Here is a 25042-nt window from a genome sequence, read left to right as displayed (position 1 = left end):
GGCCAGAATCCTCGCCCTTCAGGGCGAGGAGCATGTCAAAGCTGGGACAGCTCGTCCACCAGGTCGTCCAGGCCCAGCGAGCCCTGCGACAGGGCGGCCATGTGCCAGGCCTTGAGGTCGAAGGTGTCGCCGCGCCGCTCGCGCGCCTTCTCCCGGCCCAGCAGCCAGGCCCGCTCGCCGAGCTTGTAGCCGATCGCCTGCCCCGGAATGGTCAGATAGCGGGTCAGCTCGCTCTCCACGAAGTCCGCCGGACGGCTGCTGTGCGCGCCGAAGAACTCCTGCGCCAGTTCCGGCGTCCAGCGCTCACCCGGGTGGAAGGGCGAGTCCGCCGGGATCTCCAGCTCCAGGTGCATGCCGATGTCGACGATGACCCGGGCGGCCCGCATCATCTGCGCGTCAAGATAGCCGAGCCGCTGCTCCGCGTCCGTGAGGAAGCCCAGCTCGTCCATCAGTCGCTCCGCGTACAGCGCCCAGCCCTCCGCGTTGGCGCTGACCATGCCGATCGAGGCCTGGTAGCGGGAGAGGCTCCCGGCGACGTGCGCCCACTGGGCGAGTTGCAGGTGATGGCCCGGGACGCCCTCGTGGTACCAGGTCGAGACGAGGTCGTAGACCGGGAAGCGGGTCTGGCCCATCGTCGGCAGCCAGGTGCAGCCGGGGCGCGAGAAGTCCTCCGACGGGGGCGTGTAGTACGGGGCCGCCGCGCCGCCGGGCGGGGCGATGCGGGACTCCACCTTCCGCACCCGCTCGGCGAGTTCGAAGTGGGTGCCGTCCAGCGCGTCGATCGCCTGGTCCATCAGGCCCTGCAGCCAGTCGCGGACCTCGTCGACGCCCTCGATGTGCCTGCCGTGCTCGTCGAGGTGGGCCAGCGCCACCCACGGCGTCTCGGCGCCGGGCAGGATCTTCTCGGCCTCCTGCTTCATCTCGGCCAGCAGACGGTGGTACTCGGCCCAGCCGTAGGCGTACGCCTCGTCGAGGTCCAGGTCGGTGCCGTTGAAGTAGCGCGACCAGCGAGCGTAACGCTCCCGGCCCACCGTGTTCGGGGCGCCCTCGATGGCCGGCGCGTACACGTCGCGCATCCAGTCCCGCAGTTCGGCCACGGCCGCGGTCGCCGCACGGGCGGCCTCGTCGAGTTCCGGGCGCAGCGTCTCGGGCCCCGCCGCCGCGAAGTCCTCGAACCAGCCGGTGCCCTTGCCGTCCGTGTCCGCCCACTCGGTGAGCTGGCCGACGAAGGTGGCGGTCGGGCGCGGACCGGCGTACAGCTTGCGTTCCAGGCCCAGCGCGAGGGACTCGCGGTACCCCGCGAACGCGGTCGGCACCGCGCGCAGCCGTTCCGCGATCGCCGTCCAGTCCTCGTCGGTGGTCGCCGGCGTGACGCTGAAGATGTCGCGCACCGAGTGCGCCGGTGTCGCCATGTTGCCGACCGTGCGCAGGCCCTCGTCGGCCTCGTGCACCTGGAGCTCGGCGGTCAGCCGCTCGCGCAGCAGACGGGCGCACCGACGCTCGATGTCGCTGTCAGCGCCGGGCTGCCGTTCGGCCTCGTCGAGCCGTGCGAGCGTCTCGCGCGCCAGCTCCGCGAGCGCCTGCTGGCCCGCGGGCGAGAGATCGGGCAGGCGACGCGAACTCTCCGGCACGCCGAGATACGTACCGGTGACGGGGTCGAGGGCGATGAGCTCGTCGACATAGGCGTCGGCGACTTCGCGGGGGAGCGGGCTCTTGGTCTCTGACATGCGGCCCATCCTCGTACGAGGGACCGTCGCGCGTCACTCGGATTGAGCCGAGGGCGCGATCGGTCCCGCACGATCAGATCAGTCCCGCACGATCTCCTCCGAGAACTCCCGTGCCCCTTCGTACGACGGTTGTGCGCCGACCGCGGCCGTGTCCAGGCGGGCAGTGATCACCAGGGTGCCTTCCTCGATCTGGTAGTCGAGGGGGAGCCCGAGCCCGCGCATGGCGGCGACCATGCCCGTGTTGGACGACTGCGTCACCGCGTACACGCTCGCGCAGCCCGCCTCGAGGGCCATCCCCACCAGCCGGCCGAGGAGTTCGGCGCCGATGCCGCGCCGCTGCCAGGCGTCCTCGACGAGCAGCGCGACCTCCGTCTCGTCCCCGTCCCACAGCAGGTGCCCGAGTCCGACGATGCGTCCGGAGGCGGTCTGCACGGCGAGGGTCCGGCCGAAGCGCGGGCTGAGCAGGTGCTTGAGATAGCGGTCGGCGTCACCGACCGGCCCGTGGTAGCGCATCCCGAGCGTCCGCGCCGAGCACCGCTCGTGCATCGCCGTCGCGGCCTCCAGGTCGCCGGCGTCGGCGCGGCGCACGGTGATCGCGTTGCCCTCGGGCAGGGTCAGCACGTCCTGGCTGCGGGGCACCCGGGGGCCGAGGCGGGCGTCCAGCTCCACCAGGGCGCGGGCCCGCGCGAACTCGGTCGGGGTGAACGGCAGATACGGCCGCTCCACGGTGATCACCCCGCCCTCCGGCGCCCGCAGCCGCATCACGGTGTCCTCCAGTACTCCTTCCACGGGCACGGCTCCAGGCCCCCGGACGGTTCCGGACGTGGATTTGGCGGGCAGCTGACGGATGGTGCAGCGGCCCAGCAACTGCCGTAGCGCCAGCGGAAGTTCCGCCGCGTCCAGTGCCGTACGGGTGGCCAGGCCGAGGACCCGGGTCGGCGCGTCGACCAGGTCATGGGCGTCCGCCCGCTCGATCCAGGTGTCGGCACCGCCGGCCGTCGCCACATCCCGGGTGATGTCGGACCCCGCGAGGTCGGCGGGGGCGCGCAGCAGGAACTCGTCCACCGTGCCCTCGGCCAGCGGGTGCGCCTGCAGGCTCAGGATGTCGACCCGCTGCCCGGCGAGAGCCGCGCACAGGGCGGCCAGCGAGCCCGGTTCGTCCTTCACCGTCGTCCGCATCCGCCACAGCGTGCTCTCCCCGGCCCGCTGCTCCTCGGGCAGCGGACGGGCGTCGGTATCACTCGTCGGTGGGGCGTGACCGTGGCGGCGTGACAGCCATGTACGGAAGGCCGCCGAGACGAGCTGCCAGGGGTGTACGGGACGAGCGTCCCCGGTACGTGTCACAACAGAGATGTTTCGAGTCATGCACCCACTGTGGAGGAATGGTGTTGCGTGATCACGAACGCCCTGTGACTGCTGGGTAAAGTGTGCTTCCGTACCGTTCGTTGCTTTTTGTACCACGATGTTGCGTTCTTGGCGCCGTGGTGCCGCGCACCGGGAGATGACGCCGGTGCGCGCGGCGCGCCTTCGAGGGTAGGGGAGTTGAGGGGTACGGGAGTTACTGGCCGACCCGGCCCGGCTGCAGCACCTGCGTGAACAGCACGCTGCCGTCCTGCTCGCGCAGCCGCACGGTCAGCTCCCCGCTGTCGCCGTCGATGTCGACCTCGCCGAAGAACTGGTAGCCGCCCGCGGGCGACACGTTCGACGCGGTCGGAGCCTTCACGAACACCCGCTCCGGGCCGAAGGTGTTGTCCAGCGCGCTGGCCGGGAAGGCGCCCGCGTTGAGCGGTCCGGACACGAACTCCCAGAACGGCTCGAAGTCCGTGAAGGCCGCCCGCGAGGGCTGGTAGTGCTGTGCCGAGGTGTGGTGCACGTCGGCCGTCAGCCACACCGTGCCGGTGATCCGACGGTGCTTGACGTACCGCAGCAGCTCGGCGATCTGCAGCTCCCGCCCGAGCGGCGCACCCGGATCGCCCTGCGCCACCGCCTCGATGTTCTGCTTGCCCTCGGTGGCGTCCGGTACCACCAGCCCGAGCGGCATGTCGGAGGCGATCACCTTCCACACCGCACGCGACCGGGACAGTTCCCGCTTGAGCCATTCGAGCTGCTCCCGGCCGAGGATGCCCTGGGGGTCCACGGTCTGGTCGTCGGCCGAGTTGGCGTTGCGGTACGTCCGCATGTCCAGCACGAACACGTCCAGCAGCGGGCCCTGCCGCAGTACCCGGTACACCCGGCCGTCACGCGCGCCCGGTGCCAGCGTGGAGATCGGGAAGTACTCGCTGAACGCCCGCCTGGCCCGTGCCGCGAGCACGTCCACGTCCTTCTCCGTGTAGCGGGTGTCGGTCTCCGCGATCGTCTGGCCCGGATACCAGTTGTTGCGGACCTCGTGGTCGTCCCACTGGATGACGGACGGCACCTGCGAGTTGAACCTCTTCAGGTTCTCGTCCAGCAGGTTGTAGCGGAAGTTGCCGCGGAACTCGGCCAGGGTCTCGGCGACCTTGGACTTCTCCTCGGTGGTGATGTTCCGCCAGGTGCTGCCGTCGGGCAGGGCCGCGGTCGCCGTGATCGGGCCGTCGGCGTAGATGTTGTCGCCGCTGCACAGGAAGAAGTCGGGGTCGAGCCCGGCCATCGCCCTGTAGATCGTGTAGCCGCCGAAGTCGGGGTTGATGCCCCAGCCCTGCCCGGCCAGGTCACCGGACCACAGGAAGCGCACGCCGTTGCGCCTGCGCGGCGACACGGTGCGGAAGGTGCCGGTGACCGGCTCGCCGGTGCGGCGCGGATCGTCGGGGTCGGCGAGCAGCACGCGGTAGTTGATCTGCTCGCCCGACGGCAGCCCCCGCAGTCGGGTGGTGCCGGTGAAGTCCGTGTCCGCGCCGAGCAGCGGACCGTGCCATCTGCGGGGGTTGCGGAACGACTCGGTCGCGGACGTCTCGACGATCATCCGGGCCGGCCGGTCGGACCGCACCCACACCAGTCCGGAGTCGGCGGTCACGTCTCCGGTCTGCACGCCCCAACCGGCCTTCGGGCGCCCGGACAGGGCGAAGGCCGGCGTCGCGCCGAGGGTGGCGGGCAGGGTCAGGGCCGCCGAGGCGGCCAGGGAGCCGCGCAGGACGCTGCGGCGACCGGGGAGCGGACGGTGTGACATGGATACGCCTCCAGCGACGGGATCCGGCCAGTGTGCAGTGCCACAACTACTGGGGCGCCGCAGCGCGCACGGAAACCGCAGGTGAACAACTGGCCGCGGGAACAAGGGAACCTGTGTGCGATTCACTGAGCAGGGCGATCACGCCGGTCAGCGGGTGACCGCCGCGGCCATCATCCGTACGCCGTCACGGATCCGCGCGGGAGAGAGGTGGGCATATCCCAGGACAAGGCGGACACTCTCCTTCTCGGCGGCCTCCGCTCCGGTCCCGGCATCGGTCTCGTTCCGCGCGTGTCCGCAGTGCGCCAGCGGGCGTACGGCGATCCCGGCCGCGGCCACCTCCGTCAGGAACCGTTCCTGGGGGCCGTAGCGCTCCGGCAGCGCGGCGATGACGTGCAGTCCCGCGGCGATCCCGGACACCTCCGTGCCGAGGAAGTGCTCTTGCAGGGCGGCAAGCAGGGTGTCCCGGCGTTCCTGGTAGGCGCGTCGGCAGCGGCGCAACTGGCGGTCGTAGTCGCCGCGTTCCACGAACCGGGCGAACAGCGCCTGGTCGAGCGCGGGATGGCCCAGGTCCAGGGTCCGCTTGCGCGCGACGACCTCCTCGACGAGCGGCTCCGGGACCAGCAGCCAGCCCAGCCGCAGCCCTGGCGCGAGCGACTTGCTGACCGAGCCCGTGTACGCCACGTGCTCCGGGTCGAGCCCCTGCAACGCGCCCACGGGGGCACGGTCGTACCGGAAGTCGCCGTCGTAGTCGTCCTCCAGGACGAGACCGTCCACGGACCGTGCCCAGTCGAGCAGCTCCACGCGTCGGCGCGCCGAGTAGGCGACCCCGGTGGGGAACTGGTGGGCCGGTGTCGTCACCACGGCCCGCACGCCGGAGGACCGCAGGGGGGCCAGGGCGAGTCCCTCGTCGTCCAGCGGGACGGGCACCGTGGTGACGCCGGCCGCCGCGTACAGCTCGGCGTGCTGGGGGCTTCCGGGGTCCTCGACGCCGACGGCGCGGATCCCGCGCGCGTGGAGAACGAAACCGAGGAGGGTGGTCGCCTGGGTCACTCCGGAGACCACCACGATCCGTTCCGGGTCCGCGACCACACCGCGGCGGCGGGCGAGCAGTTCGGCCAGCGCGGTACGCAGCCGGGGCAGTCCGCGCGGATCGGGATAGCCCAGCTCATGGTGCGCCAGTTCGGCCAGGACGCCGCGCTGGGCGGCGGACCACGCGGCGCGCGGGAACAGCGACAGGTCCGGTGTGCCGGGGACGAAGTCGACCCGGGCGCCGACGGGGCGCGGAGCGAGGTCACGCGCGGGAGGGCGCGCGGCCCGCACCGCGTCGCCCACCCAGGTCCCGGCACCGCGGCCACTGCGCAGGTAGCCCTCCGCCGTCAACTGCTCGTACGCCTCCGTGACCAGGCCCCTCGACACGCCGAGGTCGGCCGCGAGCTCGCGGCTCGACGGCAGCCGGGTGCCCACCGCGAGCCGCCCCGAGCGGACCGCGTCCCGCAGGGCCGTCTGAAGGGCACGACCACGCGCGCGGGCCGGCGCCGACGCGGCATGGAGCAGCAACTCGATCGTCATGCAACGGGACCCTAGACCTGGGGCGCCCCGACCCGCCTTCGCTCGTGTGAGGGGTCGCCCCCGCTCCCGCGTGCCCTGCCCTCGCGCCCGCCCCCGCGTTCCGTCGGCCGCCGAGCCGACCGCCCTCGACGGCGGACCCGGAAGGGCGCGTTCAAGGCCCTCAGCGGCTGCCGTCGAGGATGACGCGGGCGACCAGCGCGGGATCGTCGTTCATCGGGCAGTGGCCGCAGCCGGGCAGTCGCACCAGCCGCGCCTCGGGAATGATCCGCTTGGCCCGCACGCCTTGGCGCGGCACCAACAGCCAGTCCCGCGTACCCCAGGCCAGGGTGACCGGTACGCCCGGGATGTCGTCCGTGAATTGGACGGTGGCGCCGGACCGGAGTGTGTCGGCGAACCCCGTGGCCCGTGCCAGCGCCAGCGTCTCCGCTACCACGGCCTCGGGCGAACGGCGGCTCGGGCGGGCGTAGATGGTGCTGGTCAGGGCGGCGCGACCGGCGGCCGTGCGGGACAGCCGCTCGACCAGGGGGAGTGGCATCCGCTCGGCCATCCGCCGCATGGTGATCAGCACGCCGAACGCGTAGCGCCGCTCGGCCTGCGTCCAGAACCCCGCCGGGGACAGGGCCGTGACCGATCGTGCGAGCTTCTCCCGGCCGAGCTCCAGGGCGAGCAGGCCGCCCAGAGAGTTGCCCGCCACATGCGGCCGGTCGAGCTCCAGGGCCTCGCAGAGGGCGCCGAACACCGCCGTCGTCGTACGCAGGTCGTACGCAAGCCCGTCCGGCAGGCCGGGGGAGACGCCGAACCCGGGCAGGTCCACGGTGATGACGTCGCGCTCCGCCGCGAGGATGTCCACCACCGGGTCCCAGGCCTGCCGGTGGTGCCCGATGCCGTGCAGCAGGAGCAGGGGGTCGCCGCTGCCCGCGCGCGTGTACGAGACGGTGACGGGCCGGGGACCCCGCGGGGTGGGCACGTCGAAGGAAACGGTGGTGGCGGACATGCGGATGCTCCTCGGCCGGGAGGCACTGACGACAAGGGGTAGACAGCTTGTCAGCAATTATTACCAGCCGGTAGCCCCGGATTCTCCGAATTTCCTGACGCCCTGACGCCCTGACGCCCTGACGCCCTGACGCATTGACACCCTGGTGCCCGAGGCCTGAGGGGGCCTGCCCCGTAATCGCCTGGACACGGCCGCGTGACTCGGCTGGGATGGAGAGGTGAGCGCCGACACCGTGACCGACGTCTTCGAAGCGCACCGCCCCGTTCTCCAGGGCGTCGCCTACCGCATGCTGGGGCGGGTGGCCGATGCCGAGGACGTCGTACAGGAGGCCTGGCTGCGCTGGTCGGCCGCCGACCGGAGCGAGGTGCGGGAGCCGCGCGGTTACCTGGTGCGCGTCACCACCCGCCTGGCCATCGACCGGCTGCGCCAGGTCAAGGCGCGCGGCGAGACGTACGTCGGTCCATGGCTGCCCGAGCCGTACGTCACCGACTTCACGGACGCCGTGCCCGACACCGCGGACCAGGTGGTGCTCGCCGACACGGTCTCCCTCGCCGTCCTTGTCGTCCTGGAGACGCTGTCACCGCTGGAACGCGCGGTCTTCGTCCTCAGGGAGGCGTTCGGCTACCCGTACGCCGAGATCGCGGCCGTGCTCGACCGGGGCGAGCCCGCCGTACGTCAACTCGCCGGCCGGGCCCGTCGGCACGTCGAGGAGCGACGACCCCGTTACGAGGTCGACCCGGCCGAGCGGCGCGACCTCACCGAACGGTTCCTGGCCGCCACCGCGGAGGGTGACCTGGAGGGGCTGCTGTCCCTGCTCGCTCCGGACGTCCGACTGGTCGGCGACAGTGGCGGCAAGTCCAAGGCTCCACTGCGGGTCCTGGAGACGGCCGACAAGGTGGCCCGCTTCCTCGTCGGCGTCGCCGGGAAGGGCATCGCCGACCTGTCCTTCCGCTTCCTGGAGCTCAACGGCGGCCCCGCGCTCCTGGTCCTGTCCGGCGACAAGCCCGACTCCGTCCTGCAGCTGGACGTCCTGGACGGACGCGTCCAGTCCGTCTACATCATCCGTAACCCCGACAAGCTGCAAGCTCTGGCCTTCGTCTGAGACCCGGGTTGACGTGCCCGGTTTTGACGTCGTGTCACGAGGCGCCGTCGTGCGAACGCTCCGTGAACGCTTCGCTGCGATCCGTCCGGATCCGGCCCCGGCGATCGAGGATTGGTCTTGACCAAGGGTGGGGGCCGTCCTATGGTCGCAGAGAAGTGCAACAACCTTTAATAAACAAGGGCGCTAAAACGCCGCGGGACCACGGCGATTGCGGAGGACAGGGTGGGGACCACGCAGCTCGAAACGGTGCCGGAACCGAAGTACTGGCATCTCAAGACGGTGCTCAGTCAGGCATTGGACTCCGAATTCTCCGTGGGCGAGATCCTGCCCAACGAGCGTGACCTCGCCGCCCGCTTCGGCGTCGCCCGCGCCACGCTCCGCCAGGCGTTGGAGCAGCTCGAACTCGAAGGCAGGCTGCAGCGCCGCCGTGGTGTCGGTACGACCGTCGCTCCGCCCCGTGTTGGTGTGGCCGTCGGCACGGAGCAGCCTGACTGGCAGGGCGCGGCCGGGGATGTCTGGCAGCCCGTCGACTCCACCCTGGAGGTGCCGCCAGCGGCCGTCGCCGCGGCGCTGGAGACCGGCGACGACCAGCCCGTGCACACGGTGCGCCGCTCCCGTACGACGCACGGCCAGCGCGTCGCCGCGGAACTGCTCTACATCGCCACGTCGGCGGTGCCCGAACTGTCCGCGATCGACGGCCCGTCCGGGGCGGCACGCGCGCGTGGCGTGCTGCGTGAGCTGCAGCGGCTGGAGCTTGAGGGCCAGGAGAGCGCCGTCGAGCTCGGTTCCGCCCGCGCGGACGACGCCAAGGAGCTGGACCGGCTCCCCGGGGCGCCCGTCCTCGTCGTCACCACCCGCTACTTCGCCGGCGGCCGCACCGCCGCCGTCTCCGTGGCCACCTACCGCGCGGACACCTGCCGGCTGACCTTCGGGGACTCCGGCTCGGTGGAGATCGACCAGGACCCGGAACGCCAGGCGTCCTGACCGCACACCACCACGGCGTCGGCGCCCCGGGAACCCCGGGGCGCGGGCACCGGGCGTGAGCACGGCGGGCTTCCCCATGAGCCGCATCGGACCTCCGCGTGCATCCCGGAAGCCCCATCGGCCCAGCCCCGTCGGCCCGCGCACGCCCCGCCGCCCGACGACTTCAGCGGCGGGCCGTCACCGTGCCCTCCACCGCGAACAGTTGCTCCTCCACATGGTCGAGGGCCAGCCGCAATGCGCCGGTCGCCACGGCCGCCTCGCCCAGGAGTGACAGGGCGACCTTCGGGGGCCGCAGACAGTACCGGTCCAACTCCCGCCGCAGCGGCTCCAGTACGCCGTCCAGGCCGACCGCCCAGCCGCCGACCACGACCAGTTCCGGGTCGAGGGCCAGCACCAGCGCCGCCACGTCGTGCACCAGCCGCTGGATGAAGCGGTCCACCGCCGCGCGGGCCCGCTGGTCGCCCTCGCGGGCCAGGGCGAAGACATCGGCGACGGCCTGCTCGTCGAGCGGGTGCAGGGGCTCGTCCGTGGTGGACAGCAGCGTCTCCGGGGTCGCCTCCCGGCCCAGCAGGTGCAGTGCGCCGATCTCCCCGGCGGCCCCGCCGTAGCCCCGGTGCAGCCGCCCGCCGATCAGCGCGCCGGCGCCAGGGCTCAGCCCGGCCAGGACGAACACGATGTCGTCGGACTCGGTCGCGGCGCCCTTCCAGTGCTCGGCGACCGCGGCGGCGTTGGCGTCGTTCTCCACCAGGACCGGGCACTTGAAGGAGCGGCTGAGCCGTTCGCCCAGGTGCAGCCCCGTCCACTCGGGCAGCGCCGTGCCCAGCCGTACCGTGCCGTCCGCCTCGACGATCCCCGGCGTGCCGACCCCGACGGCCCGCAGGGAGCCGCGTGCGACCCCGGCCCGGCGCAGCAGGTCGGCCACCGCGGTCCGCAGCCGCTCCAGACGCTCGTCCGCGGACGCCGTCTCGTCGACGTCCTTGGCCTGCGCGCCGATCACCTGGCCGTCCAGGTCGGACAGGAGCGCGGCGACGCGGTGCGCCCCGATCTCCAGTCCCAGCAGATGACCTGCCTCGGCCCGGAACCTGAAGCGCCGCGCCGGTCGCCCCTGCCGTCGGACCACGCTCTCGTCGGCCGCCTTCTCGACGACGTACCCGGCCTCGATGAGCCCCTCGACGACACCCTCGACCGTCGGCCGGGACAGCCCTGTCACCCGGGTGATCTCGGTCAGGGTGGCGCAGTCCGTGGCGCGCAGCGCATGCAGCACCACCGCGGAGTTGATCCTCCGCAGCAGTGAGGGATCCCCGCCGGTCAGCCGCCCCACCGTCCGTCCTCCCAGCTCGTGCCCGTGTTTGGCCGGATCGTACTCGGCGCGGCGGACCCCGGCGAGTGCCGGGCGGCAGGAGGCCGCACCTCCTATCCCGCCACCCGAGGAGCCGGTCAGCCCGGCAGAGGGGCCGGCCGCACCACACGGAGCCGTCAGCCCGGCGGCGCCGACCGCACGAAGCCGGTCGGTGTCGGTGATGGACCCGACCGCGCGGATCCGGTCACCCGGGTGCGACGAACCCCGACTCGTACGCCGTGATCACGGCCTGCGTACGGTCCCGTGCCCCCAGCTTCGCCAGAACGGCGCTCACATGCGACTTCACCGTCTCCGTCCCGACGACCAGCCGGGCGGCGATCTCCGCGTTCGCCAGCCCCCGGGTCATCAGCCGCAGGACCTCCGCCTCCCGCTCGGTCAGCCGGGCCCGCTTCAGCACGTCCCGCGCAGCACGGTTCCCGCCGCTCTCCCCGTACTCGGCGGCCAGGCGCCGCACCGACGCCGGGAACAGCAGCGACTCGCCCGCGGCGACCAGCCGTACCGCGTGCACGATCTCGGCCGGCCGGGCCCGCTTCAACAGGAACCCGTCGGCGCCGGCCCGCAGCGCCTCGTACACGTACTCGTCGTTCTCGAACGTGGTCACGACGACGATCTTCGGCGGGTCGTCGACCGTCCGCAGCACCGCGCGGGTGGCCTCGATCCCGTCCAGCAGCGGCATCCGTACGTCCATGGCGACCACGTCCGGCCGCAGCCGCCGCACCAGCGGGATCACCGCCGCCCCGTCGGCCGCCTCCCCGACGACCTCGATGTCGGGCTGCGCCTCCAACACGGCTCGCAGACCGGCGCGGACCAGGGGCTCGTCGTCGACGAGGAGAACGGTGACCGGCATGCGGCCAGCGTAGATCAGCGCAACGGCAGTTCCACATGTACCTGCCAGTCGCCCTCGTCCGGACCGGTCCGCGCGCGTCCCCCGAGCAGGGCCGCGCGCTCGCGTATGCCGCGCAGCCCGTTGCCCCGCCCGGGCCCCGGTATCGCGGCGGTGAGCGGGTTGCGCACCGCCAGGTCGAGCGTGCCGTCGCCGACCGTGACACGGACCCGGACGGGCACGGCCCCCGCATGCCGCAGCACGTTCGTCAGGGACTCCTGGAGGATGCGGTAGCCCTCACGGGAGACCGGGCCGGGCACCGTGTCCAGCGGCCCGGTCAACTCGGCGTCGACCTTCGCACCGGAGACCCGGGCGGACTCCAGCAGCCGGTCGGCGTCCGTCAGCGTCGGCCTGCTGCTCACCGGCCGCTTGGACTCCCGCAGGACTCCGAGCACCCGCTCCAGATCCTCCAGCGCGGTCCGGCCGGTCTCCTCGATGGCCTCCAACGCCCGGTCGGTGAAGACCGGATCGCCGGCCGCCCGCGCCGCGCCCGCCTGCACGACCGCCACCGTCAGGGCGTGCCCGATGGAGTCGTGCAGCTCCTGGGCGATGCGGGTGCGTTCCATGAGTTGTTCCGTGCGTTCTTCGAGTGCGGCGAGCCGTTCCGCCGGAGAGGGCCCGAGGAGCCGGTGCGCGAGCATGGTGATCAACTCACCCAGTCCGACCACGAGTCCGTAGAACGCGACCAGCGGGATCGGCACCAGCAACGCGAACGCCCAGTGCGGAGTTGCCTCGTTGAGGACCGGAAACTCTGGCACTCTCCCGTACGCCAGTTCCGCCAGCGTGTACGACAGCGCCGGCAGCCAGACCGTCGCCACCCCCACCACGCCGCCCAGCACCATGCGCGCTTCCAGCCACAGCACGGTCCGCAGCCGGTCCCGCCAGGTCGCCGACGGCTCCACGGAGATCTCCGTGCCCTGCTCGCCCGGGGTCAGCAGCAACCGCGCCTGCACGCCCTCGCCCCGGCGCACCGCCGGGATCAGACCGACCGGGATCAGTACGAGCGCGGGCACCCACGGCAAGGACATCTCGACCCACAGCCACACGCTGACGATCAGCATCGGCACCCACAGGTGCAGAAAGCGCGTGTACGTCGTCCCGCGAAGGAGCGGGCGCAGGAAGCGGGCCATTGGGGCATCGTGCCAGCCGGCACTGACAATCGGCCTCCCCCGCACGGGGGAGCGGATCTCCACCCACGGGGGAGGACCGGACCCGCCGTCGACGGCCAGGCTTGCCGACATGACCAGCATCGACGTCCAAGCCCTCACCAAGGAGTACGGCACCCGGCGCGCCGTGGACGCCCTCACCTTCCGTGTCCTGCCCGGCAGGGTCACCGGTTTCCTCGGCCCCAACGGCGCCGGCAAGTCGACCACCATGCGGCTCGTCCTCGGCCTCGACCGGCCCACCTCGGGAACCGCCACGATCGGCGGCCGTCCCTACGCCACGCTCGACGAACCCCTGCGCCACGTGGGCGCGTTGCTCGACGCCGAGGCCGCGCACGGCTCCCGCACCGGCCGCGACCACCTCCGTGTCCTGGCGGCGAGCAACCGCGTCTCGGTCACCCGGGTCGACGAGGTGCTCGCGGAGACGGGGCTCACATCGGTGGCGCACCGCCGGGTTCGCACGTACTCCCTGGGAATGCGTCAGCGCCTCGGCATCGCCGCCGCCCTGCTCGGTGACCCCGAGGTGGTCATGCTCGACGAGCCGTCCAACGGCCTCGACCCCGAGGGCATCATCTGGCTCCGCGAGTTGCTGCGCCGGCTTGCGGCCGAGGGACGCACGGTCCTGGTCTCCAGCCACCTGATGAACGAGACCGCCTCCTTCGCCGACCAACTCGTCGTCCTGGGCAGGGGACGCCTGTTGGCCGACACCCCGATGCGGGAGTTCATCCACGCGCGCGTGCGACCCCGGGTGCGGATCCGTACGACCGACGGCACCGCCCTCACGAGTGTCCTCACCGCCCACGGCCACGACGCGGTACGGCACGAGGACGGTCACTGGACCGTGCCTGAGGCACGCGTGGACGACATCGGACGCCTCGTCTCGGCCGCCGGTGTCCCGATTCTCGAACTCGCCTCGGAGGAGGCCACGTTGGAACAGGCCTATCTCGATCTGACGGCGACCTCAGCCGAGTTCACCGCACTGCACCAGGAGGCATGACCATGGCGTTCGTTCCCGTGCTCCACGCGGAGTGGATCAAGATCCGTACCCTTCGGTCGCTCGTCGGAACGCTGTGCGCGGTCCTGCTCGTGACGACGGCCTTCTCCGCACTCGGCGCGCTGGACACCGGCGACGAGGACTTCGACCCGCTGTTCTCGACGTTCTTCGGGTTCAACTTCGGCCAGATGGCGGCGATCGCGTTCGGTACGACGGCCGTCTCGTCCGACGTCCAAGGGGGCGCCCTGCGCGCCGCGCTCACGGCGGTTCCCCGGCGAGGCCGGTGGTTCGCGGCCAAAGCGGTCGCGATCGCCGTCCCGTCCCTGGCTGTCGGTCTGCTCACGGGCGCCGCGAGCCTGGCCGTGGGCAGGGCGGTTCTCGGGGCCGACGCGCGCGGGATGAGCTGGGCCGAAGGCGTGCGAGGTGCGGTCGGCTGCGGGATCTACCTCACGCTCATGGCCCTGTTCGCCGCCGGACTCACCGCCGTGTTGCGCAGCGGGGTCGCCACGCTGAGCATCCTCATCCCGTTCCTGCTCATCGTCTCCTTCGTGGTCGGGGACATGTCGGCCGGGGTCGCCGACTACCTGCCGGACCGCGCGGGCCAGGTGGTGTTCCACCAGACCTGGGGCGGCTCCCTCGGTCCCTGGACGGGTCTCGCGGTGACCGCACTGTGGGCGGCGGCCGCGCTGCTGGCAGGGGCGTGGAGGGTACTCCGTCGGGACACCTGAGGCGGGAAGCGCCTGACGCGCCGCCAATTGTCAGTGCCGCCCGCTTTACTGGATCACATGGACAGCGCGAAATACCTTGCCAGGATCGACTCGCTGTGTACCGGGGACCTCACCGGGGGGCACAGCGAGTCGGATGTGCTCATGGAGGGACCTGGTTACCGCATCGTGTCGTTGGAGGCGACCCACGGGACGTGGACGGGCGACGCGGCGCGGCGAGTGCGCACCGTGGAGGACTTCCACGCCCTCAAGAAGCACATCACCCTTCTGCTGGACGACCGTTGGGGTGCGCAGCAGCCACCATGGGAGATGGGCACGCTCGTGGTGCGCATCGACCGCGGCGAGGCGATACCGGAGCCCTGGGCGACGGCCAGCACCCTGGTGGACGAGCTGAACCTGTGGCAACCGGACGGCACGGGCCGCTGGATCGCCGTCGGTGTGGCGGACGCGGACCTGGGCGACGGGATCCATCTCCTCGTCCTGGTGACCGAAACGGACCCGCCCTGACCAACTCGCGGTGACCAACTGGCGGTGACCGACCCGCCGTGACCGACCCGCCGTGATCAACTCGCGGTCAGCGACCCGCGGTGACCGACCGGCCAGGCCTCAGTCCGCTTCGGCAGCCAGCCGCAGCCGCGCGAACTCCTCCGCCATCGTCCGCGCGGTCCAGTGCGCGTTCAACCCGCTCGGGTTGGGCAGCACCCACACCCGTGTGTCGCCGATCGTCCGCTCCTGCGGCCCCACCCGGGCCTTGCGGTCGTCGAAGGCGGCCCGGTAGGCGGTGACCCCGACCACGGCCAGTCGGCGGGGCCGCAGCCGTGCCACCTTGTGCGCCAGCAGGCGCCCGCCCTCCCGGTACTCCTCCGCGCCCAGTTCGTCGGCCCGCGCGGTCGCCCGCGCCACGACGTTGGTGATGCCGAGCCCGTACGACAGCAACTCCCGCTGCTCCGACGGCTTCAGGAGCCTCGAGGTGAACCCGGACAGATGCAGTACCGGCCAGAACCGGTTCCCCGGACGGGCGAAGTGGTGGCCCGTCGCGGCCGTCATCAGGCCGGGGTTGATGCCGCAGAACAGCACCTTGAGGCCGTCCGCGACGACGTCCGGCACGAGACGGTCGCGGGCGGCCTCCAGCTCCTCGGGGGTGAAGCGGGTCAGAGGATCGCCCCGGGGGTGTAGCCGGCGGCCTCCGGATGCTGCTTGGCGATCTCCTCGATCCGGCCGACGACGACGCCGACCTGATCGGCGGCGGCGCCCGTGAAGGACAGCTTGTCGGCCATCAGCGCGTCCAGCTCGGCGCGGCCCAGCGGAATGCGCGCGTCGGCGGCGAGCTTGTCGAGGAGCTCGTTGCGCTCGGCACCCTGCTCGCGCATCGCGAGCGCCGAGGCGACGGCGTTCTCCTTGATCGCCTCATGCGCGACCTCACGGCCCACACCCGCGCGCACCGCGCCCATCAGCACCTTGGTGGTGGCGAGGAACGGCAGGTAGCGGTCCAGCTCCCGCGCCACCACCGCCGGGAACGCGCCGAACTCGTCGAGCACGGTCAGGAACGTCTCCAACAGGCCGTCCAGGGCGAAGAACGCGTCCGGCAGTGCCACTCGGCGCACCACCGAGCAGGACACGTCCCCCTCGTTCCACTGGTCGCCCGCCAGCTCGCCGGTCATGGACGCGTAACCGCGAAGAATGACCATCAGGCCGTTGACGCGCTCGCAGGAGCGGGTGTTCATCTTGTGCGGCATCGCGGAGGAACCGACCTGGCCGGGCTTGAAGCCCTCGGTCACCAGCTCGTGCCCGGCCATCAGCCGGATCGTCTTCGCCAGCGACGAGGGCGCCGCCGCCAGCTGCACCAGCGCGGTCACGACCTCGTAGTCCAGCGAGCGCGGATAGACCTGGCCGACGGACGTGAACGCCTGCGAGAAGCCCAGGTGCCCGGCGATCCGCTGCTCCAGCTCCGCGAGCTTGGCCGCGTCCCCGCCCAGCAGGTCCAGCATGTCCTGAGCCGTGCCGACCGGGCCCTTGATCCCCCGCAGCGGGTAGCGGCCCAGCAGTTCCTCCACCCGGCCGTAGGCGACGAGCAGCTCGTCGGCCGCCGTCGCGAAACGCTTGCCGAGGGTGGTGGCCTGCGCGGCCACGTTGTGGGAGCGGCCGGCCATGACCAGCTCGCCGTACTCACCGGCCAGCTTGCCCAGCCGGGCGAGCACCGCCACCGTACGGTCGCGGGTCAGCTCCAGCGACAGCCGGATCTGCAGCTGCTCGACGTTTTCGGTGAGGTCACGGGACGTCATGCCCTTGTGCACGTGCTCGTGCCCGGCGAGGTCGTTGAACTCCTCGATCCGTGCCTTCACGTCGTGCCGGGTGACCTTCTCGCGGTCGGCGATGGAGCCCAGGTCGACCTGGTCGAGGACGCGCTCGTAGTCGGCGATCGCCGCGTCCGGCACCTCGATCCCGAGGTCCTTCTGGGCCTTCAGCACGGCGAGCCAGAGCTGACGCTCCAGCCTCACCTTCTGCTCGGGCGACCAGAGCGTGGCGAGCTCGGCGGAGGCGTAGCGTCCGGCGAGGACGTTCGGGATGCGGGGCTTGGCGGGAGCGGAAGTCACGTGTACGGATTCTACTGGCGATTCCCGCAGGCCAGCCCCACGGGTGTCTTCGTCGGAACCTACGAGAGCGTCTCGGCGAGGGCGGCCGGCGCATCCGCGTGGCACGGTTCCGACGCGCACCAGCAGGCCGGCGTCCTGCCGCGCAGTCCCGCGACCAGGTCCGGCAGCTCCGGCCGATCAGTCCTCGGGGCGCTCGTACGGCAGCAGGTCGGGTCGCTTCGGTGTCAGTCCGTCGCCCGATGAGCGGCCCGTCAGCCGGCGGGCGATCCACGGCAGCAGGTGCTGCCGGGCGAAGCGGACGTCCGCGACCCGGCGCATGGCCCACCCCGGCGGCGGTGTGAGAGGCAGCGGGGTGCGCCACTCGGTGTCGTCGGGCTCGTACCCGAGCGCCTGCCACACCGCCTCCGCGACCCTGCGGTGGCCCTCGGCCGTCAGATGCAGCCGGTCCACGTCCCACAGCCGCGGGTCGCCGAGGGACGGCGCCCCGTACAGGTCGACGACCAGCGCGCCGTGCTTGTCGGCGAGCTCCTCGACGCAGACGAACAGCTCCTCCATGCGCGGCCGGAAGCGCTCGAGGACCGGGCCCTGGCGGCCCGGGCTGCGCATCAGCACCAGCTGCTCGCAGGCCGGGGCGAGCCGTTCCACGGCCTCCGTCAGCAGGGCGCGTACCCGGCCCATGTCGCACTTCGGCCGCAGCGTGTCGTTGAGCCCGCCCACCAGGGTGATCACGTCGGGCCGCATGGCCGCCGCCACGTCGACCTGCTCGGCGACGATCTGCCCGATCAGCTTGCCGCGCACCGCGAGGTTCGCGTACCTGAAGCCGGGGGAGTGGGCCGCCATCCGCCCGGCGAGCAGGTCGGCCCAGCCCCGGTAGGTGCCGTCCGGCAGCAGGTCCGACATGCCCTCGGTGAAGGAGTCGCCGACCGCGACCAGGCTGGTGTGTGTGGGGTTCTTCTGCATGGCGACAGAGATGGTAACCCGGTCCCATACCCGCCGGTCGGTCGGCCCGGGTGCCCGTCCCGGGTGGACCGTGCGGGGGTACCTCCGTTCACGCCCGCTGACCGAACAGCTCCCGCAGCACGTCCTCCATGGTCACCAGTCCGGTCAGCCGCCCGTCCGCGCCCATCACGGCCGCGAGATGGGTACGGCTGCCCCGCATCGCCGTCAGGACGTCGTCCAGCGGTGTGCCCTCCCGCACCCGGGCGATGGCCCGCATGTCCCGGTGCTGGAACGGCAGGTCCCGCGGGGCCTTGTCCAGCGCGTCCTTGACATGGAGGTAGCCGATGATGCGACGCCCCTCGTCCACCACGGGGAAACGGGAGTAACCGGTCTCGGCCGACAGCGCCTCCAGCCGCTCGGGTGTGACACCCAGGTACACGTAGGCCACGCGGTCCAGCGGAAGCACCACGTCCCGCACCGGCCGGCGTCCCAGCTCCAGTGCGTCGCGCAGCCGTTCCTGCGCCCGGTCGTCGATCAGGCCCGCCTCGCCGGAGTCCCGCACGATCCGGGCCAGCTCGGCGTCCGAGAAGGTGGCCGCGACCTCGTTCCTGGTCTCGACCCGCAGCAGTTTCAGCAGGGCGTTCGCGAAGGCGTTGATGGCGAAGATCACCGGGCGCAGCGCACGGGCCAGGGCGACCAGCGGCGGCCCGAGCAGCAGCGCGCTGCGCACCGGCTCGGCGAGGGCGATGTTCTTCGGCACCATCTCGCCGAGCAGCATGTGCAGATAGGTCGCCACCGTCAGCGCGATGACGAAGGAGACCGCGTGTCCGGCGCCCTCGGGCACACCCAGAGCATGGAACACCGGCTCCAGCAGATGCGCGATCGCGGGCTCCGCGACCACACCGAGCACCAGGGTGCACAGCGTGATGCCGAGCTGCGCGGCCGCCATCAGCGCCGACACGTGCTCCAGACCCCACAGCACGCTCTTCGCGCGCCGGTCGCCCTCCGACCCCGTCTCGATGGACTGCTCGATCTGGCTGCGGCGCACGGAGATCAGCGCGAACTCGGCGCCGACGAAGAAGGCGTTGACGACGAGGGTCGCCAGACCGATCAACAACTGGACGGCGGTCACCTGCCCTCCACCTCCGTCCTGTCCTTGGTCAGCGGCGCGTGCAGCAACAGCCGCGCGGCCCTGCGCCCCGACGCGTCCACCACGTCCAGCCGCCAGCCCGCGGCCTCGACCCGGTCACCGACCGCGGGAATCCGGCCGAGCTCCGTCGCGACCAGGCCGGCGAGTGTCTCGTACGGCCCCTCGGGCGCCCGCAGGCCGACGCGCGCGAGCTGGTCGATGCGGGCGGAGCCGTCGGCGGAGTAGAGGGTGCGCCCCTCGTCGTCGTCGCCTGCCGGGGCCAGATCGGGCGTCTCGTGCGGGTCGTGCTCGTCCCGCACCTCGCCGACGACCTCCTCGACGATGTCCTCCAGCGTGGCCACGCCCGCCGTGCCGCCGTATTCGTCTATGACGACGGCCATGGTCCGCTTGCCGGACAGCCGGTCCAGCAGTCGGTCGACGGTGAGGGACTCCGGAACCAGCAGCGGCTCGCGCGTGATCTCGGAGACCGGGACCAGCGGGCGGCGCTGTGCCGTTACCGCCAGGACGTCCTTGATGTGGGCGATGCCCACGACCGAGTCCAGGCTGCCGCGGTAGACCGGGAACCGGGACAGGCCCGTCGCCCGGGTCACGTTCGCCACGTCCTCGCAGGTCGCCTGGACGTCGAGGGCGATGACCTGGACGCGTGGTGTCATCACGTTCTCCGCGGTCAGGTCGGCCAGGTTCAGGGTTCGCACGAACAGCTCGGCGGTGTCCGCCTCCAGGGCGCCCTCCCGGGCCGAGTGCCGGGCCAGCGCGGCCAGCTCCTGCGGGCCGCGCGCCGAGGCCAGTTCCTCGGCGGGCTCCAGACCGAACAGACGCACCGCGCGGTTGGCGGTGTTGTTCAGGTGGGTGATGAAGGGGCGGAAGGCGGCGCTGAACCAGCGCTGCCCGTTGCCCACCCGCCTGGCCACGGCCAGCGGCGAGGAGATCGCCCAGTTCTTGGGCACCAGCTCGCCGACCACCATCAGGAACACCGTCGACAGGGCGGTACCCAGCACCAGGGCGAGCGAGTTCGCCGTGGACCGGGAGGCACCCAGCGACTCCAGCGGGCCCGCGATCAGCGCGGCGATCGACGGTTCGGAGAGCATGCCGACCACCAGGTTGGTGACCGTGATGCCGAGCTGCGCGCCGGAGAGCTGGAAGGTCAGGTTCCGTACGGCCTTCAAGGCACCGGCGGCACCCCGCTCGCCCCGCTCCACCGCGCGTTCCAGCTCGCTGCGTTCGACGGTGGTCAGAGAGAACTCGGCGGCGACGAAGGCACCACAGGCGAGCGACAGCAAGATCGCCACCAGCAGGAGGAGCACTTCGGTCATCGGTTCACCTCCGTCCCAGGATCGGACAGGGCGGAGAGGATCGCGATCGCGCGATGTCGCGTTCTGGGAGGCTCGCCCATGGGCGGACGCTCACACCTTTCATGGAGGACCGAGTGCCCTCCAACGGTAAAGGATGGACAAAAGGGTGATCGGCGGACCGCGCGTCAGTCGGTGAACGGCTTCACCCAGCGTCGCCACTGCTCCTCGGGCCCGTAACCGGCGGCCCGCCAGGCGTGCTGCGCGGTCTCGTTGCGGGTGAGCACCATCGCGTCACCGCGACGTCCGCCCAGTTGTACGAAGCGCTCCTCGGCGGCGGCCAGCAGGGCGCCGCCGATGCCCCGACGGCGCCGGTCCGGGTGTACCGCCAGCCGGTACAGATGACAGCGCCAGCCATCGAATCCGGCGATCACCGTGCCGACGAGCTCGCCGTCGAGTTCGGCCAGGACGAGCGCCTCGGGGTCGCGGGCGACCAGCCGTTCCACCCCGCTGAGGTCGTCGCTGATGCTGGTGCCCTCGGCGGCCACCTTCCAGAAGGCGAGTACGGCATCGAGGTCGTCGGGCGTCGCGGCCCGTATCCGCAGGTCAGTCATACGGCGATCCCATCACGCCCGCCACGCCTGGACACGCAATTCCAGCATCCGGACCGGTCCCCGACACCGAAGCGGGCCGGACGGCACATGAACCACCCTCATCCGCACGCGGCTTGAGGACCGATCCGGACTCCGTCATTCGTGAGCGATCGCCGCCAGCACGTTCATGCGCGAGGCGCGCAACGCGGGCAGCAGCGCCGCCACCACCCCCACCACCGCCGAGCCGACCACCACCGCCACGATCGTGGTCCAGGGAACCGCCAGCGCGTTCATGCCCTGCAACGCCAGCACCTGCTGGATGCACACGCCCCACACCAGTCCCAACGCGAGCCCCAGTACCGCGCCGAACACCGCGATCACCACCGACTCCAGCCGGATCATCCGGCGCAGCTGACGCCGGGCCAGCCCGATCGCCCGCAGCAGCCCGATCTCCCGGGTGCGCTCCACGACGGACAGGGCGAGGGTGTTGACCACCCCGAGCACCGCGATGACGATCGCCAGCCCGAGCAGCGCGTACACGAGGTACAGCAGGACCGAGATCTGATCGTGGATCAGTTTCTTGTAGTCGGCCAGGTCGCGCACCTGTACCTGCGGATAGGGGTCGAGCGTGCGCTCCAGGTTCGTGCGCAACTCGTCGTCGCTCGTTCCTGAGGCGGCGTTCACGTACAGCGCGGAGTCCTGTCCGCCCGGCGCGAACCGCTCCAGGGTGGCCAGGCCGAAGTACAGGCCGCCCTGGGTGCCGAACCCTTCGGCGGACTCCTGGTCGGTGAGGGCGCCCACGGTCAGTTCGGTGGAGCGTCCGCCCTGGAACTCGACGGGGATCGCGCTGCCCACCCGTACGCCGTGATCGCGTGCGAAGTCCACGTCCATGGCGATGCGGCCGGTCGCGAGGGCCTCGGCGGTGTCGCCCCGCGCGTAGGTGATGCGGGCGACCTTGTCGAGCTGGGGGTCGTAGGCGGCGGCGGTCGTCTCCACCCGGTCGCCGTCCGGCAGCCGCACCGCGACCGGGGTGAACCGCGACCGTACGACGAGCCCGGCGCCCGGGGTCTTGCGCACCGCGTCGGTGAGCTCCTGCGGGAAGGGCAGGAAGTTGCCGTTCTGGATCACGTAGTCGGCGCCCAGCGTCTTGTCGATCTGCTGGTCGAAGGACTTGGTCATGGACGCGCTCGCCACCGACATCCCGCCGACCAGGGCGAGACCGACCATCAGGGCGGCCGCGGTGGCGCCGGTGCGGCGGGGGTTGCGCAGCGCGTTGCGCTGGCTCATCCGGCCGACGGACCCGAACAGTGCGGGGAAGGCGCCGCCGAGCACCCGGATCACCGGGCGTACCAGCAGCGGGCCCGCGATGACGGTGGCCAGCAGGGTCAGGACGACGCCGAGGCCCAGCAGGGAGGCCGCCGAAGCGGTCTTCGACGCGACGACGCAGCCCACGAGCGCGGCCGCGCCGGCCGCCCCGACCACACCGCCCACGATCGCGCGGGTCCTGAGCGGCCTGCCGACGCCCGCGATCTCGGCGTCCGCGAGAGCCGCCATCGGCGAGACGCCCGCCGCCCGCCGGGCCGGCAGATACGCGGCGACGAAGGTGACGCCGACACCGACGACGTACGCGGCGACCGGTGTGCCCCAGCCGATCACCATCTCGCTCGACTTGATGTTCATGCCGAGCGTGTTCATGAGTGCGATCAGCCCGGCCGCGAGCCCGATGCCCGCGGCCAGACCCAGCGTGGAGCCGACCAGCCCGAGCAGCAGCGCCTCGGTGAGGACCGAGCGGCGGACCTGGCGCCGGTCGGCGCCGAGCGCGCGCAGCAGGCCCAGTTCGCGGGTGCGCTGCGCGATCAGCATCGAGAAGGTGTTGACGATCAGGAACACACCGACCAGCACGGCGATTCCGGCGAAGCCGAGCATGACGTACTTGATGACGTCGAGGAAGCCGCCCAACTGCTGGACGTCCGACTCGGCCTGCTCGTCGGCGGTCCGGAACTCGTAGCGGTTCGCGCCGAGCGCGGCGGCCACCCGCTGCTTCAGCTGTGCGTCGCTCACGCCCTCGTCGGCGTCGACCGAGATGCTCGTGGCGCCCTTCGCGTCACCGAGCAGCTTCGACTGCGCGGTCGGGGTGTCGAGGAAGACTAGCGCGGCACCGGGGTTGGTGGTGGTGAAGGTGGCGATCCCGACGACCTTGACCTTGAACGAGCCCGGCCCCGCGATCACGGTCAGCGTGTCCCCGATCCGCACGCCCTTGCGGTCGGCGGACTCCGAGTCGAGCAGGGCCTCGGCCGGCCCGCGCGGCGCGTGGCCGGAGGTGAGCTCGACGGGGCTGCGCTGGTCGGGGCTCCAGTCGGTGCCGATGGTGGGGGCGCCGGTGGTCGGACCGACGGACTCGTTCTCGCCGTCCACGACGGTGATGTTCTGCACCTCGGCGTCCGCGCGCGCGGCGGCGACCCCGTCGACCGCGGCCACCCGCTGCGCGAGCGCCGCCGGCAGGGTGGCCGTCATGCCGGACGGCACCGCCTCGTCGAGGTTCGTCTTCGGGCTGACGGTGACGTCGGGCGCGGTCGAGGCGAAGAGCCGGTCGAAGGTCCGGCTGAGCGTGTCGGAGAAGATCAGGCTGCCCGCGACGAAGGCCACGGACAGGACGACGGCCAGTGCCGAGAGCAGCAGGCGCCCCTTGTGGGCGAGGAAGCTGCGGAGCGTCGCCTTCAGCACGAGGTCAGCCCTCCTTGTGGAGGGGGTCCCGGCCCTCGGCCTCGTTACCCCCGTCGAACGGGGCACGGGTCACGTCGAAGCGCTTCATGCGTTCGAGGACCGCGTCCGCCGTCGGGTGCTCCGTCTCGTCGACGATCCGCCCGTCCGCCAGGAAGAGCACCAGGTCGGAGTGGGCGGCGGCACCCGGGTCGTGGGTCACCATCACCACCGTCTGGCCGAGCTGGTCCACCGCCTCGCGCAGGAACCCGAGGACCTCCAGCCCCGCCCGCGAGTCGAGGTTGCCGGTCGGCTCGTCCGCGAAGATCAGCTCGGGCCGGGAGGCCAGCGCCCGCGCGCACGCGACCCGCTGCTGCTGGCCGCCGGAGAGCTGGGACGGGCGATGCCGCAGCCGGTCTCGCAGCCCGAGCGTGTCGATGACCTGGTCGAGCCACTTCTCGTCGGGTTTCTTGCCCGCGATGTCCATGGGCAGGGTGATGTTCTCGGCCGCGTTCAGTGTCGGGATCAGGTTGAAGGACTGGAACATGAACCCGATCCGGTCCCGGCGCAGCCGGGTCAGCTCGCGGTCCCTCAGTCCCGTGATCTCGGTGTCGCCGAGCCACACCTGTCCGGCCGACACGGTGTCGAGCCCCGCCAGGCAGTGCATCAGCGTGGACTTCCCGGAGCCCGACGGCCCCATGACCGCGGTGAACCGGCCACGCGCGATGTCCACGTCCACCGAGTCCAGGGCCAGCACCGTGGTCTCGCCCGAGCCGTACGCCTTGGTCAGGCCGCGGGCACGGGCGGCGACCCCGTCGGCCGACGCCCGGCCCGGCACATGCTGAGCAGCAGGGGTGGACAAGACTGCCTCCTCGCTTCTGGACGTGTGACTTTGCTTGTGGGTGCTTGTCGAGTGCTTCTGGGGCGCTTCGGGAGGTAGGACTTTCCCGTCGCTTTCGGGACGTACGACGTTTCCGTCCGGCTGAGCCTAATGTGATCCGGCCCACACTTGACATCCCCCGTGGGTCCCGAGTGTTCTCCACCCCAGGTCGGGCCTCTGATGTCGATGTAAGGGGCATCCTCCATCTCCGGGAGGAGCACTTGCCGATGCTAGCGATTTGGCGCTAGCTT

Annotated in this window: 22 protein-coding genes; 5 read left to right on the top strand and 17 right to left on the bottom strand. The window is 71.8% G+C overall.

Going from position 1 to position 25042, the window contains the following annotated elements; all coding sequences use genetic code 11:
- Positions 1-35 precede the first annotated feature (35 nt).
- From OHA64_RS07945 to OHA64_RS07925, 5 genes are all read right to left on the bottom strand, one after another.
- Positions 36-1727: a DUF885 domain-containing protein gene (locus tag OHA64_RS07945; protein WP_405609987.1), complete on the bottom strand. Its 1692-nt coding sequence runs from the start codon at positions 1725-1727 to the stop codon at positions 36-38.
- A gap of 78 nt (positions 1728-1805) precedes the next feature.
- Complete coding sequence (locus OHA64_RS07940) at positions 1806-3092, bottom strand: GNAT family N-acetyltransferase (protein WP_405609984.1); 1287 nt, start codon at positions 3090-3092, stop codon at positions 1806-1808.
- 193 nt (positions 3093-3285) lie between these two features.
- Positions 3286-4872 carry an alkaline phosphatase D family protein gene (locus OHA64_RS07935; protein WP_405609981.1) on the bottom strand — a complete coding sequence of 529 codons (1587 nt, stop codon included), beginning with the start codon at positions 4870-4872 and terminating at the stop codon, positions 3286-3288.
- A 147-nt stretch (positions 4873-5019) separates the two neighbouring features.
- Positions 5020-6441, bottom strand: coding sequence for a PLP-dependent aminotransferase family protein (locus tag OHA64_RS07930; protein ID WP_405609978.1), 1422 nt, complete (start codon positions 6439-6441; stop codon positions 5020-5022).
- 160 nt (positions 6442-6601) lie between these two features.
- A complete protein-coding gene (locus OHA64_RS07925) occupies positions 6602-7435 on the bottom strand; it encodes an alpha/beta fold hydrolase (RefSeq protein ID WP_405609975.1) in 834 nt (277 codons plus the stop codon).
- 217 nt (positions 7436-7652) lie between these two features.
- On the opposite strand from OHA64_RS07925, the gene OHA64_RS07920 reads away from it, so the two are divergent.
- On the top strand, positions 7653-8537 hold the full coding sequence (locus OHA64_RS07920) for an RNA polymerase sigma-70 factor (protein WP_405609973.1): 885 nt from the start codon (positions 7653-7655) through the stop codon (positions 8535-8537).
- A 222-nt stretch (positions 8538-8759) separates the two neighbouring features.
- Positions 8760-9521, top strand: coding sequence for a GntR family transcriptional regulator (locus OHA64_RS07915; protein ID WP_405609970.1), 762 nt, complete (start codon positions 8760-8762; stop codon positions 9519-9521).
- Between the two features lie 163 nt (positions 9522-9684).
- Here the strand turns inward: OHA64_RS07915 and OHA64_RS07910 are convergent, their stop codons facing one another.
- The 3 genes from OHA64_RS07910 to OHA64_RS07900 all read right to left on the bottom strand — a co-directional run bounded on the left by OHA64_RS07910 (position 9685) and on the right by OHA64_RS07900 (position 12894).
- Complete coding sequence (locus OHA64_RS07910; RefSeq protein ID WP_405609967.1) at positions 9685-10842, bottom strand: ROK family protein; 1158 nt, start codon at positions 10840-10842, stop codon at positions 9685-9687.
- 223 nt (positions 10843-11065) lie between these two features.
- On the bottom strand, positions 11066-11728 hold the full coding sequence (locus OHA64_RS07905) for a response regulator (protein ID WP_405609964.1): 663 nt from the start codon (positions 11726-11728) through the stop codon (positions 11066-11068).
- Positions 11729-11742: 14 nt separating this feature from the next.
- Entirely contained in the window at positions 11743-12894 is a 1152-nt protein-coding gene (locus OHA64_RS07900; protein ID WP_405609961.1) for a sensor histidine kinase, read from the bottom strand.
- A gap of 109 nt (positions 12895-13003) precedes the next feature.
- On the opposite strand from OHA64_RS07900, the gene OHA64_RS07895 reads away from it, so the two are divergent.
- The 3 genes from OHA64_RS07895 to OHA64_RS07885 are packed head-to-tail and all read left to right on the top strand — an operon-like array spanning position 13004 to position 15153.
- Positions 13004-13924, top strand: coding sequence for an ATP-binding cassette domain-containing protein (locus OHA64_RS07895; RefSeq protein ID WP_405609958.1), 921 nt, complete (start codon positions 13004-13006; stop codon positions 13922-13924).
- Between the two features lie 2 nt (positions 13925-13926).
- The gene (locus OHA64_RS07890) at positions 13927-14649 is read left to right on the top strand and encodes an ABC transporter permease (RefSeq protein ID WP_405609955.1); all 723 of its coding nucleotides are present in this window, start codon (positions 13927-13929) and stop codon (positions 14647-14649) included.
- Positions 14650-14706: 57 nt separating this feature from the next.
- A complete protein-coding gene (locus tag OHA64_RS07885) occupies positions 14707-15153 on the top strand; it encodes a hypothetical protein (protein WP_405609952.1) in 447 nt (148 codons plus the stop codon).
- Positions 15154-15252: 99 nt separating this feature from the next.
- Here OHA64_RS07885 and mug read toward each other — a convergent pair whose 3' ends face one another.
- The 9 genes from mug to OHA64_RS07840 all read right to left on the bottom strand — a co-directional run bounded on the left by mug (position 15253) and on the right by OHA64_RS07840 (position 24773).
- Positions 15253-15801, bottom strand: a complete 549-nt coding sequence (gene mug, locus OHA64_RS07880; RefSeq protein ID WP_405623896.1) for a G/U mismatch-specific DNA glycosylase — start codon at positions 15799-15801, stop codon at positions 15253-15255.
- A complete protein-coding gene (gene purB, locus OHA64_RS07875; RefSeq protein WP_405609949.1) occupies positions 15798-17240 on the bottom strand; it encodes an adenylosuccinate lyase in 1443 nt (480 codons plus the stop codon). Before purB ends, mug begins: the two co-directional genes overlap by 4 nt.
- A 59-nt stretch (positions 17241-17299) precedes the next feature.
- Positions 17300-17386, bottom strand: coding sequence for a hypothetical protein (locus OHA64_RS07870; protein ID WP_405623895.1), 87 nt, complete (start codon positions 17384-17386; stop codon positions 17300-17302).
- A 31-nt stretch (positions 17387-17417) separates the two neighbouring features.
- The gene (locus OHA64_RS07865) at positions 17418-18200 is read right to left on the bottom strand and encodes an SGNH/GDSL hydrolase family protein (RefSeq protein ID WP_405609946.1); all 783 of its coding nucleotides are present in this window, start codon (positions 18198-18200) and stop codon (positions 17418-17420) included.
- Positions 18201-18288: 88 nt separating this feature from the next.
- Positions 18289-19311 carry a hemolysin family protein gene (locus OHA64_RS07860; RefSeq protein ID WP_405609943.1) on the bottom strand — a complete coding sequence of 341 codons (1023 nt, stop codon included), beginning with the start codon at positions 19309-19311 and terminating at the stop codon, positions 18289-18291.
- On the bottom strand, positions 19308-20642 hold the full coding sequence (locus OHA64_RS07855) for a hemolysin family protein (RefSeq protein WP_405609940.1): 1335 nt from the start codon (positions 20640-20642) through the stop codon (positions 19308-19310). The genes OHA64_RS07860 and OHA64_RS07855 overlap by 4 nt, the downstream gene beginning before the upstream one ends.
- Before the next feature lie 164 nt (positions 20643-20806).
- Positions 20807-21232, bottom strand: a complete 426-nt coding sequence (locus tag OHA64_RS07850; RefSeq protein WP_405609937.1) for a GNAT family N-acetyltransferase — start codon at positions 21230-21232, stop codon at positions 20807-20809.
- A 135-nt stretch (positions 21233-21367) separates the two neighbouring features.
- Positions 21368-23935: an FtsX-like permease family protein gene (locus OHA64_RS07845; protein WP_405609934.1), complete on the bottom strand. Its 2568-nt coding sequence runs from the start codon at positions 23933-23935 to the stop codon at positions 21368-21370.
- A 4-nt stretch (positions 23936-23939) separates the two neighbouring features.
- The gene (locus OHA64_RS07840) at positions 23940-24773 is read right to left on the bottom strand and encodes an ABC transporter ATP-binding protein (protein WP_405609931.1); all 834 of its coding nucleotides are present in this window, start codon (positions 24771-24773) and stop codon (positions 23940-23942) included.
- Positions 24774-25042: the final 269 nt, after the last annotated feature.

The organism is Streptomyces sp. NBC_00076 (assembly GCF_045041235.1).
Taxonomy (GTDB): domain Bacteria; phylum Actinomycetota; class Actinomycetes; order Streptomycetales; family Streptomycetaceae; genus Streptomyces.
The sequence above is the reverse complement of the archived record's forward strand: the minus strand, read 5'-3'. Positions and strand labels throughout refer to the sequence as shown.